The 14,763-nt window shown below is 59.2% G+C and carries 16 protein-coding genes; 6 read left to right on the top strand and 10 right to left on the bottom strand.

Annotation, left to right across the window (positions count from 1 at the left end; translation table 11 throughout):
* Positions 1–103: 103 nt before the first annotated feature.
* The gene (locus F0184_RS00400) at positions 104–283 is read right to left on the bottom strand and encodes a YdcH family protein (protein WP_150493327.1); all 180 of its coding nucleotides are present in this window, start codon (positions 281–283) and stop codon (positions 104–106) included.
* A gap of 342 nt (positions 284–625) precedes the next feature.
* Between F0184_RS00400 and F0184_RS00395 the strand changes: the two genes are divergently transcribed.
* The 3 genes from F0184_RS00395 (at position 626) to F0184_RS00385 (ending at position 2,550) form a co-directional block, all read left to right on the top strand.
* On the top strand, positions 626–832 hold the full coding sequence (locus F0184_RS00395) for a YdcH family protein (RefSeq protein WP_150493325.1): 207 nt from the start codon (positions 626–628) through the stop codon (positions 830–832).
* Between the two features lie 81 nt (positions 833–913).
* On the top strand, positions 914–1,402 hold the full coding sequence (gene purE, locus F0184_RS00390) for a 5-(carboxyamino)imidazole ribonucleotide mutase (protein ID WP_150493323.1): 489 nt from the start codon (positions 914–916) through the stop codon (positions 1,400–1,402).
* A 26-nt stretch (positions 1,403–1,428) separates the two neighbouring features.
* Positions 1,429–2,550 carry a 5-(carboxyamino)imidazole ribonucleotide synthase gene (locus tag F0184_RS00385; protein WP_150493321.1) on the top strand — a complete coding sequence of 374 codons (1,122 nt, stop codon included), beginning with the start codon at positions 1,429–1,431 and terminating at the stop codon, positions 2,548–2,550.
* Here F0184_RS00385 and F0184_RS00380 read toward each other — a convergent pair.
* Positions 2,530–3,927 (bottom strand): MATE family efflux transporter, encoded by a 1,398-nt coding sequence (locus F0184_RS00380; protein ID WP_150493319.1) that lies wholly within the window; start codon positions 3,925–3,927, stop codon positions 2,530–2,532. The two genes, F0184_RS00385 and F0184_RS00380, sit on opposite strands and share 21 nt — an antisense overlap.
* A gap of 322 nt (positions 3,928–4,249) precedes the next feature.
* On the opposite strand from F0184_RS00380, the gene rpsU reads away from it, so the two are divergent.
* From rpsU to F0184_RS00365, 3 genes are all read left to right on the top strand, one after another.
* Entirely contained in the window at positions 4,250–4,477 is a 228-nt protein-coding gene (rpsU, locus tag F0184_RS00375) for a 30S ribosomal protein S21 (protein ID WP_150493317.1), read from the top strand.
* A gap of 138 nt (positions 4,478–4,615) precedes the next feature.
* Positions 4,616–5,464, top strand: coding sequence for a tetratricopeptide repeat protein (locus F0184_RS00370; protein ID WP_150493315.1), 849 nt, complete (start codon positions 4,616–4,618; stop codon positions 5,462–5,464).
* Positions 5,465–5,623: 159 nt separating this feature from the next.
* Positions 5,624–6,214 (top strand): NAD(P)H-dependent oxidoreductase, encoded by a 591-nt coding sequence (locus F0184_RS00365; protein ID WP_150493313.1) that lies wholly within the window; start codon positions 5,624–5,626, stop codon positions 6,212–6,214.
* Positions 6,215–6,277: 63 nt separating this feature from the next.
* Here F0184_RS00365 and F0184_RS00360 read toward each other — a convergent pair whose 3' ends face one another.
* From F0184_RS00360 to F0184_RS00325, 8 genes are all read right to left on the bottom strand, one after another.
* A complete protein-coding gene (locus F0184_RS00360) occupies positions 6,278–6,952 on the bottom strand; it encodes a pseudouridine synthase (protein ID WP_150493311.1) in 675 nt (224 codons plus the stop codon).
* A gap of 82 nt (positions 6,953–7,034) precedes the next feature.
* On the bottom strand, positions 7,035–8,429 hold the full coding sequence (locus F0184_RS00355; RefSeq protein WP_150493309.1) for an NAD(P)(+) transhydrogenase (Re/Si-specific) subunit beta: 1,395 nt from the start codon (positions 8,427–8,429) through the stop codon (positions 7,035–7,037).
* A gap of 12 nt (positions 8,430–8,441) precedes the next feature.
* On the bottom strand, positions 8,442–8,915 hold the full coding sequence (locus F0184_RS20735) for a proton-translocating transhydrogenase family protein (RefSeq protein WP_150493307.1): 474 nt from the start codon (positions 8,913–8,915) through the stop codon (positions 8,442–8,444).
* Between the two features lie 9 nt (positions 8,916–8,924).
* Complete coding sequence (locus tag F0184_RS00345) at positions 8,925–10,067, bottom strand: Re/Si-specific NAD(P)(+) transhydrogenase subunit alpha (protein WP_150493305.1); 1,143 nt, start codon at positions 10,065–10,067, stop codon at positions 8,925–8,927.
* A gap of 56 nt (positions 10,068–10,123) precedes the next feature.
* Entirely contained in the window at positions 10,124–10,405 is a 282-nt protein-coding gene (locus tag F0184_RS00340; RefSeq protein ID WP_150493303.1) for an aa3-type cytochrome c oxidase subunit IV, read from the bottom strand.
* Positions 10,406–10,493: 88 nt separating this feature from the next.
* Entirely contained in the window at positions 10,494–11,867 is a 1,374-nt protein-coding gene (locus F0184_RS00335) for an ABC1 kinase family protein (RefSeq protein WP_150493301.1), read from the bottom strand.
* 113 nt (positions 11,868–11,980) lie between these two features.
* Complete coding sequence (locus F0184_RS00330) at positions 11,981–12,892, bottom strand: heme-dependent oxidative N-demethylase family protein (RefSeq protein WP_150493299.1); 912 nt, start codon at positions 12,890–12,892, stop codon at positions 11,981–11,983.
* A gap of 8 nt (positions 12,893–12,900) precedes the next feature.
* On the bottom strand, positions 12,901–14,727 hold the full coding sequence (locus tag F0184_RS00325; RefSeq protein WP_172971919.1) for a M3 family oligoendopeptidase: 1,827 nt from the start codon (positions 14,725–14,727) through the stop codon (positions 12,901–12,903).
* Between the last annotated feature and the right edge of the window lie 36 nt (positions 14,728–14,763).

Here is a 14,763-nt window from a genome sequence, read left to right as displayed (position 1 = left end):
GGTGGGAAAGAAGGAGCCGGCTGGTCGCCTGCCGGTACAGACACTGTCCACCAACAAAAAACGCCACGGTGAACCGCGGCGTTGTTTTTCCAGAAGAACACGGTCAATGGACGGTGTGCTTGTGGCGTATTCGTTCGATCTCATCCTTTAGCTTTAGCTTTTTTCGTTTCAGATCCGCCAGTTCCAGGGAGTCAAAACTCGGGTGAAGCCTCGCGTCCTCAATTTGGCGTTCCATTTCCTCATGACGGCGCTGAAGTTCTGCGAGATGTGACTGTATGGACATCAACAAGTCCTCCTGTCTGTTGGCTCAATACGAATAGCGTGCCACAAGCTGAAAGGCCTTGTCGATTGCCGATTGTGCATAGCTGGCAAATATTGCGGATATTGAACAGCATGGGAGTTTTTCTATCGTTGCCAGATGGTGAACGCGGCACCGCGAAAAGCTGGCCTATGCTGCGCGGCCCATATTGCGGCATTTGCCTGGAGCCCCCGATATGGGCTTGAGACAAGCCAAACAGCGCACAGGAACCGATCGAAGATCGCCCAAGATACGAACAAGACCTTGTCTTGTGACCAACTTCTGCTCTAGGAAAATCAGGTCCTCCGCAGTTCGGGAACTCCTGGCATGGCCTTATCCGTCGAAGAAGCCTTACGCGCCGAACTGGTCGAACTCCGTCAGGAGCACCGCGACCTCGACGCGGCTGTCGCAGCGCTTGCCGGCAGCGCGAATGCTGACGCCCTTCAACTGCAAAGACTGAAGAAAAAGAAGCTTGTCATCAAGGACCGGATTTGCGCTTTGGAAGATCAGCTGTTTCCAGACATTATCGCCTGATGATGAGGACCTTTTTCTTGCATTCGTCAAGCGGCATCAATACTCCGTGTGATTTCTGACCGTGCGTTCTGGAGCTCCTTCATGAAACAGATTGATGTCGCCATCATCATGGGCAGCCAATCGGATTGGCCCACGATGAAACATGCCGCGGACATTTTGGAGGAACTCCAGATCAGCTATGAAGCGCGCATCATCTCCGCGCACCGAACGCCGGAGCGGATGTATGAGTTTGCGAAAAGCGCGAAAGGCGCCGGTTTCAAGGTCATCATTGCCGGTGCGGGCGGCGCGGCCCACCTGCCGGGCATGACAGCCTCACTGACCACGCTGCCAGTCTTTGGGGTTCCGGTCCAAAGTCAGGCTCTTTCAGGCGAGGACAGTCTTTTGTCCATCGTCCAAATGCCCGGTGGCATTCCGGTCGGAACACTCGCGATCGGCAAGGCTGGCGCGACCAACGCCGCGCTTCTCGCCGCGGCGGTGCTCGCCCTGTCCGATGCGGACATCGACCAACGTTTGACGGCATTCCGGGCAGCCCGCACCGATGCCGTCGCAGATTTTCCGGTCGACGCCTGAAGCCGGTCATCGAGGGTACTCACGTCATGCCTCTACGCGCCTCTCTTCGTCCCGGCGACACGATCGGCATTCTTGGGGGTGGCCAGCTCGGCCGCATGCTGGCTCTGGCGGCCGCCCCTTTGGGATTGAAAACACATATCTTCTGTCCAGATCCGCAAAGCCCGGCATTTGAAGTGGCTGATGCGCATACCATTGCGGACTATGAAGACCAAGGCGCTCTGGAACGGTTTGCCGAAACCTGCGACGCGGTGACCTACGAATTCGAGAACGTGCCCGCGGGAACGGCGGCTTTCCTCGAAAACCGTGTTGTTCTGCGCCCGGGGGCCAGGGCGCTGGAAATATCCCAGGATCGGTTGACCGAAAAACAATTCCTTGAGGCGGCCGGCGCAGACGTCGCGCCCTATCGGGATATCGCCAACGAAGGGGATCTTTTCGCCGCGCTTGCCGCCTTCGGCGGCCAAGGCGTTCTGAAAACCCGGCGGTTCGGCTATGACGGCAAGGGCCAGGTCATGATCCGGGCCGCAGAAGATACCGACACCGCGCTGGAGCGGATTGGGAACGCGCCTGCCGTGCTGGAAGCCCTCATCCCGTTCGACCGGGAAATGTCGGTTATCGTGGCCCGCGACGCGGCGGGCACGTGCGGCGCTTTTGACGTCAGCGAAAATCTGCACCGGAACCACATTCTCCACACCTCCACCGTCCCGGCTGGGATCGGACCCGCACTTGCTGAAACGGCACGCGCCATGGCGATCAGGATCGCCGAGGCCATGGACTATGTCGGGGTGATGGGGGTCGAGCTGTTCGTCGTACCGTCGCCAGTTGGTGAAACGGTGCTCGTGAACGAGATCGCACCCCGGGTTCACAATTCGGGACACTGGACCCAGGACGCATGCCTATGCGATCAGTTCGAACAGCACATACGCGCCGTTGCCGGGTGGCCGCTCGGCACGTTCGAGCGGCATTCCGATGCCGTGATGACAAATCTGATCGGCGATGCCTGCGATAGCTGGCCGGATATCCTGAGAGACCCCTCGGCCCGGCTTCACCTCTACGGAAAAACGGAAAGCCGCCCTGGACGGAAAATGGGCCACTGGAACCGGATCACGCCGCACCAGGCCGGGAACGGTTCATCCGGTCAAAAGTCCTAGCAGCCGCCGCCGGGCAAACCGCCGGTTTGCAAGAATGGCGACCGTCGCGAGCCCGCCCGCCAAACCGATCCAGACACCGACGCCATCAAATCCGAGCCAAAAACCAAGGCCGAGGGACAAGCCGAGCCCGACAACCCAATACCCGAACAGGGCATAGAACAGCGGCACCGTCGTATCGCCCAATCCACGCAGATTGTTGATTCCGATGATTTGCGCCCCATCCGCAAGCTGAAAAAGCGCCGCCACAATCAGATAGGACGCGCCGAAAGCCAAAACGGTTTCCGCCTGGGGGTTATCAAAATCCAGATAAAGCCCGACCAAAGTTTCCGGCATGGTCCAGAAGCAGACGGCAAAAACGGCCATGAAACAGAATGTGACCGCGAAGGCAGTCCACCCCGCTCTGCCAATCGCCGCATAGTCCTTGCGGCCCGCCGCGAGACCTACACGGGTCATGGCCGCCTGGCTAAGCCCCACAGGCACCATAAACGTAAGTGAGGCGATCTGTAGGGCGATCCCATGTCCGGCAAGCTCCATGGTCCCGATCCAGCCGATCATGATGGCGGAGGCGGAAAACAATCCCGCTTCGGCGACAATGGTGACAGCGATGGGCCAGCCAAGCCGCCAGATCTGGAAGAACACAGGCCAATCCGGCTTCCAAATCCGGCCGAAAATCGCAAGCCTTTTCAGCTTCCGATGAAACCCGGCATAAAATGCGAGCAGAACGAATGTCGCGAGCGAACTTCCAACCGAAGCCAGTCCTGCACCGACCAGTTCGAGACGCGGAAAACCGAAATTTCCAAAGATCAGGAGATAGTCGAGGATCGCATTCACGACAGCCCCTGCAATGGTTGCATAAAGAACCACCTGTGCAAGTTCCATCACGGTCAAGAATGCGCGGACCGCCATGACCAAAAGGGCGGGCAGCAACGTCCATTGCAGAACCCGCATATACTGCCCTGCCATGTCGGAAACCGCCGGATCTTGGCCCAAGGCCTTCAAAATATCGGCAGTGAAAAACATCACGAGCCAAACCGGGAAACAGTAGAGGAACACCACCCAGAAGCCCATGCGCACAGAGCGGCGCAAATCCCGCATCGCGCGTTGTCCTCGGGCGCGGGCAGCCAAGGGAATCACAGCCTGGATGACGCCCATGCCGAAAAACCACATCAGCATGTAGACATTGAAGGCAAGCACGGCTGCGGCGAGTTCCTCCGCTCCGAGCCGGCCAATCATCAATACATCGGTGGTATTGATCGCCATCTGCGCCAGCTGAGCCCCCGCAAGTGGCAAACCAAGCGCCAGCGTTGGGCGAATATCGCTTCGCCATAGGGCCGACATGGAACGGTCGCCGGCAGCCTTGATCCGCTCGCTGGCCATCGGTGCCTCCAGACTTACGTGAAACGCCGGCAAAACGGCCGGGAACACCCCTCTAGTCCGCTTTCAGCCGCCTGTCCACATGCGCCAAGGCCAGCACGTACGGCAATTTCTTGATCCCGGGTTGTGGACAAAAACCAAGACCTCTGATATTAGAGCGCCGAAATGAACGACGCGTCAGCGGCGGCGCAAGCGTTGTACCCTCCAAAACCTGAGATCGTTCAAGGGTATAGGCGGGTCCTTATGCTCTCCCGGCTGCGTCCGAAGCTTGGTATGGTTTTATCAGGTCGCATAAGACGCGACACTTAAAGACGGGAAATGAAGCGTGCAGGTACTGGTTCGCGACAACAATGTTGATCAGGCGCTGAAAGCGCTCAAGAAAAAACTGCAACGTGAGGGCGTGTTCCGCGAGATGAAACTCCGCGGCCACTTCGAGAAGCCTTCCGAGAAAAAGGCTCGTGAAAAAGCCGAAGCGGTCCGCCGCGCCCGCAAGCTGGCTCGCAAGCGCGCACAGCGTGAAGGCCTGATGCCCGGAAAGTCCGCACCCCGCTAATCTGCGGTTTGGCAACGGAAAAGAGGCGGCAAGCAGCCTGCTTCTGATCAGCCGGCCGTTCCTTCGGCCGGCTTTTTTCATTGAGGCCTCAATCGCGCTGCTGCCTGACTGGTGACCATGACTTCACGACACCGTTCGATGCGACCAGACCATCAGCCGAACCGCCCTTTGCGCGCGTTGATCTACGCGGGCCTGGTGCTCGGACTGGCCGCCTGCCAGAGCGACGGCGGTGTCTATTCCAACGTGCCCGTCAACACAGCCGTGGGGTCTACCGCGAACATTGCGTCCCTGACCGCCGTTATTGAATCGAATCCGCAAGATGCGGATGCGTACAACACACGCGGCATCGCCTATGGCCAGGCCGGGCGGTTGGATAACGCGCTCGAGGACTTCAATCGCGCCCTTCAGCTGAACCCGTCGTCCCATCAGGCCTATGCGAACCGGGCGCTGGTCGAACGCCGCCGGGGGCAACTGGATGCGGCGATCGCCGATTACACCCGGGCGATCAACATCAAGCCCGATTTTGATGCCGCACTGGTCGGCAGGGGCAACACCTACAGGCAAAAGGGGCAATACGGAGCTGCACTGGCGGACTTCAATGCCGTGATTGCCCGCAACAGTTCCGATGCACGGGCCTTTTACAATCGTGGTTTGATCTATCAGGCCCAGAACCAGCACATCACAGCGATTGAGGACTTCGCGACGGCCATCGGGCTGAACCCGAATGTCAGTGAACCCTATATCGCCCGCGGTATCTCGTATCTGAAGGTGAATGACCCGAACGCGGCCTTGGAAGACCTCTCGGTGGCAGTCAATCTTGATCGTGATTCATCCGTGGCATGGGCCAATCGGGGCGTGGCTCTTGAGCTTCTTGGCGAAACGACCGATGCGCGCCGAAATTACACCAGAGCACTCAATCTGGACAATTCAAACGACCTCGCACGCGACGGTCTGGCCAGGGTCAATCGCGGACAGCGGACGCTCTGAGGTCTGGTCCCCCGCCGAACAGCGGGCCTTTCCGCCGGTCGGTCGGGTCACTCTTCACCCTGTTCCCCGCATTTCAATCCCGGGTGACTTGGGTCAAACGCAGTATCCTCCGAAGGATGTAGGATCGAGACGTCCTGCGAAGCTTTCCAAGGATACGCCATGGCCCAGGTACGATCGATTGCTATTGTCAATGGCCACCCGGATTCCAGTCCATCGCACCTGTGTTCGGCCATCGCGAAAGCCTATCTGGCAGGAGCCAGTGCGGCCGGCCACGAATGTGAACTGATCCAAATCGGTGACCTGGAGTTCGACCTTCTGCGCTCGGAAGCCGAATACGCGGGGCCGGTTCCACCTGCGCTCCAGCCGGCGGCGAACAGCCTGATCGCAGCGGACCATGTCGTTCTCATCTATCCACTGTGGCTTGGCACCTTGCCAGCAGCGACCAAGGCGTTTCTCGAACAGGTGTTTCACAAAGAGACCGTTTTCGAGCAGCCGGAAGGAGCCCGCTTCCCTATAGGGAAGTTCAAAGGCAAGTCGGCCCGGATCATCGTGACAATGGGCATGCCGACCCTGATCTACCGATATTTTTATGGCGCTCACAGCCTGAAGAGTCTGGAGCGGAACATCTTCAAGTTTATCGGCTTCAAGCCGGTGCGTGATACCGTTTTCGGGATGGTTGAAGCGGTTGGAGACGCCAAGCGCCAAAAATGGCTGAGACAGGTTGAGCAGCTCGGCAGAAGGGTCCGCTAAATCAAAGGTCCCCAACCGGTTTCAAGGCCGATCCGCAATATGCCCTGCGCGCTGTCCAAACTGCTAAAAGGGGCACTTCACTGAGAATTGTACCTGCAAACCGTTCGCCGGATGATGCAAGACCAGTTCCGCCGCATGCAGACGCAAACGGTCGCTGGCGGCAAGCGCATCTCCATCGGCATAGAACCGGTCACCCAAGATCGGATGGCCGAGCTCTTTCATGTGAACCCGCAATTGGTGCGAGCGGCCGGTATGGGGCATCAGTTGCACCCGTGTGCTCGCCGCCCCGCGCCCCACAACAGCCCAACGGGTCAAGGCCGACCGGCCATGCTCATGACACACCATTTGCCTCGGCCGGTTGGGCCAGTCGCAGCGCAGCGGCAGGTTCACGTCGCCGCCATCGCTGTCAGGCCGCCCCCAAATGTCCGCCAAATAGGTCTTGCGCGTTTTCCGCCGTTCAAATTGCAAACCGAGATGCCGGTGGGCCGCCGCGTTCAACGCCAGAACCATGACCCCGGACGTGTCCATATCCAGCCGGTGCACGATGCGGGCCTCCGGAAAGGTGGCCTTGGCCCTCTTCTCAATGCAATCGGCATGCTCTGGTGCTTTGCCCGGCACGCTCAACAGCCCGCTTGGTTTGTTCAGCACAAGCAAATCCGCGTCCTGGTGCAGAATATCCAGCCATGGGTCCTGCGGCGGATCGTAGACAAAGGGTGGATTGGGGGAAGCGACTGTCATGGCACGCTTATATCGCATGCCCGGGAAAACGAAAGGCGCGGACCATTGGTCCACGCCTTCCTTGCGGGTCGGATCCGACCGCTTAGATTGCCTTGACGATTTCCTCGGTCATTTTTTTCGCATCGCCGAAAAGCATCATGGTCTTATCGAGGAAGAAGAGTTCGTTCTGGATGCCCGCGTAGCCGGAGCCCATGCCGCGCTTGACGAACAGAACTGTTCCGGCCTTGTCCACATCGAGGATCGGCATGCCGTAAATTGGCGAGTCTGGATCATCGCGCGCGGCCGGATTCGTGACATCATTCGCACCGATCACATAGACCACATCGGCCTGCGAGAACTCGGAGTTGATGTCTTCCAGTTCAAACACCTCATCATACGGCACATTGGCCTCCGCAAGAAGCACGTTCATGTGCCCGGGCATCCGTCCGGCGACCGGATGGATGGCGTATTTGACTTCCACGCCTTCCTCTTTCAGGGCATCCACCATTTCACGCAGAGCGTGCTGCGCTTGGGCGACCGCCATGCCGTAGCCCGGAACGATGATGACCTTTGACGCGTTTTTCATGATGAACGCAGCGTCGTCGGCAGCGCCTTGCTTGACAGGGCGCTCCTCGCCGTCGCCACCCGATCCGCCAGAGGTTTCCCCGCCGAAGCCGCCCATGATGACCGAGATGAATGAGCGGTTCATGCCTTTGCACATGATGTAGGACAGGATCGCGCCAGACGAGCCGACCAGCGCCCCGGTGATGATCAGGGCCATGTTGGAGACGGTGAAGCCAATACCGGCCGCCGCCCAGCCCGAATAGGAGTTCAACATGGACACGACAACGGGCATGTCCGCCCCGCCGATCGGAATGATGATCAAAACACCGAAAACAAGCGCGACGATTACCAGAAGCCAGAATACCGTCATGCTCTCGGAGGTGACCATCACGATGGTCAGGATCACCATGGCCGCGGCCAGTCCGATGTTGATCGCGTGACGGCCGGGCAGCATGATCGGCTTTCCGGACATGCGCCCGTCAAGCTTCAAAAATGCGATAACCGACCCGGTGAAGGTGATTGCCCCGATGGCGGCCCCGATAGCCCCTTCGATGATCGCAGAGGTGTAGATGTTTCCGGGTGCCCCGATACCAAAAGCGGACGGTGCATAAAACGCGCTGGCGGCGACCAAGACAGCCGCCATCCCCACCAGCGAGTGGAACCCGGCGACGAGTTGCGGCATGGCTGTCATCGCGATCCGCTGGGCAATGAGTGCCCCGATGGCACCGCCAATGCCCACACCCACCACGAGCAAGAGACCGGATATGCCGGACAGACCGGACGCGAACAGGGTGGTGACCACCGCAATGCCCATGCCGATCATGCCAAAGATGTTGCCTTGGCGCGACGTTTCGGGGCTCGACAGGCCACGGAGCGCCATGATGAAGAGAACGGCGGAAATGAGGTAAAGGATCGAAGTTACATTTGCTGACATGGTCCGGCCCCTTTACCGCTGCTTTTTCTTGTACATGGCAAGCATCCGGCTGGTGACGAGGAAGCCACCGAAGATGTTCACGCTAGCCAGGACAAGGGCGATGAACCCGAGCACCCGCGCGGCCGTCGCTCCTTCCCCAGCCGACGCGTCAACGCCAACCGCCAGGATGGCGCCCACGACGATCACCGAAGAAATCGCATTCGTCACCGCCATCAGCGGCGTGTGCAGGGCCGGCGTCACCGACCAAACCACATAGTAGCCGACGAAAATCGCCAGCACGAAAATGGAGAAAAGGAACACGAAGGGCTCGATCATGCCGGTCGCGCCGGCCGCGTTTACCGCCGCATCGAGTGCGCCCGCGGCAATCTGGTCGGCATAGCCTTGTGCTGCCTGGGCGGCCTGACCGGCGGTTTCGGCGGCTTCGCGCGCCGCAGCCGCAGCCGCTTCGGCCCGGTCCAGCGCCTCGGCCTGAGACAAATCGCTCATTACTCCCCCCTATTCACCGGTGGCCTTGGCGAAGGCGGAATGCACCACCTTGCCATCGCGCGTCAGCAGTGTGGCCGTTATTAGTTCGTCGTCCCAATTCGGATTGAGTGCCTTGGTTTCTTTGTCCACCATCGTGTCGAGAAACGCGAGCAGGTTCTTGGCGTAGAGCGCCGAGGCGGATGCGCCGATCCGGCCCGCCATGTTGGCATGGCCTACAATCTTCACACCCGATACCGTGGCAATCTTGCCAAGCTTGGCCCCTTCCACATTTCCGCCGCGCTCGACCGCGAGATCGACAAGTACGGAACCCGGCTTCATGCTGCTTACCATGTCTTTGGACACAAGCTTCGGCGCCGGACGCCCCGGGATCAACGCCGTCGTGATCACGATGTCCTGCTTGGCGATGTGGGACGCAATTAGATCGGCCTGCTTTTTCTTGTATTCATCGGACATTTCCTTGGCGTAGCCGCCTGAGGTCTCTGCCTGCTTGAATTCCTCGTCCTCCACCGCGATGAACTTGGCACCGAGGGATTCGACCTGTTCCTTGGCCGCGGGGCGCACATCGGTGGCTGTCACGATCGCGCCAAGACGGCGGGCCGTGGCAATAGCCTGGAGACCTGCCACACCAGCGCCCATGATGAATACCCGGGCGGCCGGAATGGTGCCTGCGGCAGTCATCATCATCGGCATGGCCTTGCCATACTCCGCGGCGGCGTCAATCACGGCCTGATACCCAGCAAGATTGGCCTGGGAAGACAAAACATCCATGACCTGCGCCCGGGTGATGCGCGGCATCAGTTCCATGGCGAAGGCAACGATGCCCGCATCGGCCATGGCTTGGATTTCGGCCTCGTTCCCGAACGGATCCATGGTCGCGATCACCAGCGCGCCCTTTTTCATGGCCTTGAGCTGATCCGCATCCGGGCGGCGAACCTTCAGGACAACGTCGGCTTCGCCAAGAGCGGCGCCGGTGTCGTCGGCAATCGTTGCGCCGGCGGCCTCGTAGTCGGTATCCGGGATCCGCGATCCAGACCCGGCGCCTTTTTCAACGGTAACGGTCGCACCGAGACCGACCAGTTTCTTGATCGTGTCCGGCGTCGCGCCCACGCGCGTCTCGACCGCGTCAGTCTCGCGCGGCACAGCAATTTTCATGAAAATCCTCCCAAAGAAAAACAGGCACCCCGGAGCCGGGGTGCCTGCCTGGAATACTAAACGGTGACGATCGCGATCAGGACCGTCAGGCCGAAGACGGCAGCCGGAGGTATCCATCCAGACTCCCCGAGCGCCATCCCTATGCCGGCTGCGACCGTTGCCGCCAGAAGCATGACCCAGCCGAAAAAGAAGGCTGCCCCGCCGCCGAATGCGAACATGATCAGGCAAAGAACAACGTTCAGAACAGCGATTGTTCCGATCTTGGAAAAGTTGATGAACCCCTCATAGGTGCGCTCATGCTCCTGATAGTCCATCGCGGGCGCATTTTGTTCAGACATTCAGTCCCCCGGTTAAAAACGCTCTTCAGCAGCAACCCTTACAATAAAGACAACACACAGGGCAACGGCTAGAGAGAGAAGCCCCGGATCAGGCTGCCGAATGCATGACCTGCAAACCAGCCGCCTGCAGCGCATCTTGTTGCCGCTGCCCCACGATTTCAGGATCGAATTGGTCGATTTGCTCATTGAAAAGCTGAAAAAAATTCAGCTCCGCGCGCAAATGCAGAAAGACGCCCCCGAGGCCTATTGCCGCACGATCCATGAAAACAAATTCTTGCGGGACGGTCACGGGCCCCAATTCTTTCAGGGCCTTGTGCACCTTGAACGCCTCGCCCCGGCCATATTCTGCCGGACTGATCCCCTCGGCTATGGCACGCGTCCGGTCCGTCAACAACGGCCCGTAAATAAACCTTGCCCAGATGTTGAGGACATCGATTACTTCGCGCTTCAGGTTGCGAAACCCCCAGCGTTCATAGGCCGACACGATCCGCTCATCGTCGTCCTCCAGGAGCCCCATGTACAAATCGACAACGCCTTTCACAAATCCTGCAGGAAAAATCCGGATACACCCATAGTCGAGCAGGTTGATCCCGTGAGGGTCGTCGCCGTCCCCAAAAACGGTGTAGTTTCCAAGATGTGGATCCCCATGAATCAAGCCGAAATGGCTAAACGGGTGCCACCAGGCGTGGAACATCGTTCGCGCGAGGAAATTTCGCTCTTCCTGGGAGTGTTCCTTGTAATCGAGCATGGGCCGGCCTTCGAGCCATCCCATGGTGAGCAAGCGCTGGGTGGAAAGCGACTCGATCACATCCGGCACACGGATGCGATGATCCGGTTCCAGGATCGTCCGATAGATGCTCATCTGCGCGGCCTCGCGCACATAGTCCAGTTCTTCGCGCACCCGGGCACTGATTTCCTTCGCAATCTCCCGGGTATCGATTGCTGGCTGCATGCGCCGATGCACGGAAAACAGAACCTGAAGTTGCCTGAGGTCTGCTTCTACCGCAGATGCCATATCAGGGTATTGCAGCTTGCAAGCTAGAACACGGCCGTCCTTCGCAACCGCCCGGTGAACCTGCCCGAGGGACGCGGCCGCCGCCGGTTCCTTCTCGAAACTGCCAAATTCGGACTGCCAATCCGCCCCCAGCTCCGCGCGCATCCGGCGCTTGACAAACGCCCACCCCATAGGCGGTGCGTTGGCCTGCAATTGGGCCAGTTGCGTGGTGTATTCGGGCGGAAGGGCGTCCGGGATGGTGGAGAGAAGCTGGGCGACTTTCATCAACGGCCCCTTGAGCCCGCCCAGCGCCGCGGCAAGTTCAGCGGCGTTTTTCTCGTTGTCCAGTTCCATCCCGAACAGCCGGGCACCGGCCACTTTTGCCGCGAGACCTCCCACTCCCGTGCCGACGCGGGCATAGCGCCCAACGCGGGCTGAAAACCGATTGCTTTCCCGATCTTTCGCCATAGTGACAGGTCGCTCCAGTTCATGAAGTTGCGGGAGGACGCCCCCGCGCATCTCTTATGTAGATGCCGGAACGAAAAGAACCAGTAACCAGGCTGGAACGCATCCCGGACCGGTCAAGTTTCCAAGTCAGAGAGCCGGTCGAGTTCCGCCGCAAGGGCTTGCTGATGCTGGGTCAGTCCCTTGTAGATCAATTGCGCGGGCTCGAGCGCCAGAAGCTGCTGTTTCAAACCAGCCGCGATGCCGGCACGGTCAGGCTGACTCCGGAGCAAGGACAGCGGATCGTGGTGAATTTTTATCGTGAAGAGAATGTCGCCCGATCCCGCCAACCGTCTGAGCGTCTGCCGTTCGACACGCAAAAAAAGGCGTCCCACAAGGCTTTCGCCGTCAGCGCTCACTTGCGGTGCAATCTGCTTTGGTTTTGGGTGATGCAGGTTGGCGTCATCATAGATCGACCAATTATAGCGGCACACTAGTTGGCCAACCCGAAGATTGTCAAAGAGCCGTGCCACGACGTTTCCCATGCGCGATCCGTTGAAACCGGGAACATTTTCATGGATTTCCGGCATGCTTTGACCGAACTTCTCCGCCAGCGACCATGAGGACGGAAAACAAAGGCAGGCGGCGACTAACCGGTATCCACCCGGCGCTGGCCGCATCAGGACAAGATCCTCCTGGATAAGCCGCGCCGCGGTCACCATTGGATCAGCCCCGGCAAGCGGCACCGAGACCTGACCGTCGATGATGACCTCTTCTTGTCCGACTTGGTAGCAACCGCCATGCATGCCGCGAAGCGCTTGCAGAACGAGTTGCAGTACTTCGTCCTGCGCGTCCTCCGTCCCATCCTCCGTTCGCACAACTGCGGCGCGGTCGATGGCGAGAAGCTCGTCCTTGCGGCGCAGATGGGGGACCAGATTTGCATCCGGTTCCAGCCATTCGGGCTCACTGATCGGGGTCAATCCGACCGTGAAAGGACGGGTAGACCCGTCATAGGGCCTGTGGGCGTACGGCGGCTGCACAACTGCCATCAGGGCCTTCACTCCTCAAGGGCTTCCAACTCATCAATCAACCGCTCGATCACCAGCAATCCCTTCTTCCAGAAGGCCGGATCACTGGCGTCCAGACCGAAGGGGGCAAGCAGTTCGGAATGATGTTTGGTCCCACCAGCCTTAAGCAGGCCGAAATATTTCTCCTGGAAGCCGCTTTCGGCTTCTTCATAGACCGCATACAGCGAATTCACCAGGCAATCGCCGAAAGCGTAAGCGTAAACGTAGAACGGCGAATGAATGAAATGCGGAATATAGCTCCAGAAGGTTTCGTACCCGTCATTCAGCTTGATGGCCGGGCCGAGGCTTTCACCTTGAACCGACATCCAGAGTTCGCCGATTTGAACGGATGTCAGTTCGCCCGCGCGGCGCTCCTCATGCAGCTTACGTTCAAAGGAATAGAAAGCGATCTGGCGCACGACCGTGTTGATCATGTCTTCCGCCTTGGAGGCGAGGAGGATCTTCCGTGCCTTTGGTGTCGATGCCTTCTCCAAAAGGGCGCGGAATGTGAGCATCTCTCCGAAAACGCTCGCGGTCTCTGCCAGCGTCAGCGGTGTCGGCGCCATGAGAGGTCCGTTTTGGGCTGCCAGAACCTGATGGACACCGTGCCCCAATTCATGTGCAAGCGTCATCACATCGCGGGTCTTCCCCTGATAGTTGAGCAGCACATAGGGATGCGCGCTCGGAACTGTCGGGTGGGCAAAAGCACCAGGCGCCTTGCCCGGCCGGGCCGGGGCATCGATCCAGCCGCGGTCGAAGAACCGCTGCGCGATCTCCGCCATCTCTCCGGAAAAGCCGCCATAAGCCGCCAGAACCGTATCGCGGGCCTCGACCCACGGAATTACCCTGGTGTCGGCCTTGGGAAGAGGCGCATTGCGATCCCAGATATTCATCCGGTCCATGCCCAGCCAACCGGCCTTCATTCGATAGTACCGATGGGAAAGCCGGGGATAGGCTTCGCGAACCGCATCGACAAGAGCGTCGACGACGTCCCGCTCGACACGGTTGGCCAAATGCCTGCTATCCGCAATATCCGTAAATCCCCTCCAGCGGTCCGAAATTTCCTTGTCCTTCGCCAGCGTATTGGTGATCAACGTGAACGTGCGTTGATTGTCGGCAAATGTCTTGCTGAGCGCCTGAAACCCGGCTTCACGCTTGTTGGAGGCGGCGTCCTGCAAGAGGTTCAAGGTCGGCTCAAGGGTCAACGCCTCGCCGTCGACCTCAAAAGTCAGGCTGGCCATGGTTTCGTCGAAAAGCCGGTTCCAGGCGCCCCGCCCGGTCACGCTTTTCTCGTGGAACAACTGCTCGACCTTGTCCTCAAGCTGATAGGGCTTGTCCTTGCGCAGGTCATCAATCCAAGGCCGGTAATGGGCAAGGCCCGCGTCGGAAAGCGCGGCATCCATCACGGCATCATCGATCTTGTTCATCTCCAGAGTGAAAAACAGCAAATGTGTGCTCGCCGCGGTGATCTTTTCCTGAATATCGCCATAGAACTTTTGGGCCGCCGGGTCGGTCGTGTTCCCGGCATAAACCAGTCCGGCATAGGAAATCAGCTTGCCCAAACCATCTTCCAGTTCCTCGTAGGCGCGGATCGCCGTCACCAGACCCGGCGTGTTTCCGGCAGCAAGGTCCGCCAACCGGCCTTTATAGGACGCCTCGAAGGTCTTGGACCGGTCCAAAGCTTCTTTCAGATCCCTTGCGACCTCGGGCGCGTCCAACCCGGCGTAAAGATCTTGCAGGTTCCATTCCGGCAGCAACCCGACATCTGCGGAGGCCGAGGCGTTGGCTGCGGTATACGCGACGTCGGTGATTGGCATGCTGTTTCTCCAGATAAGCTTTTCGTCGTTCGGCCC

Source organism: Roseibium aquae (genome assembly GCF_008711285.1).
GTDB lineage: Bacteria > Pseudomonadota > Alphaproteobacteria > Rhizobiales > Stappiaceae > Roseibium > Roseibium aquae.
This window is presented reverse-complemented; position numbering and strand designations above follow the sequence as displayed.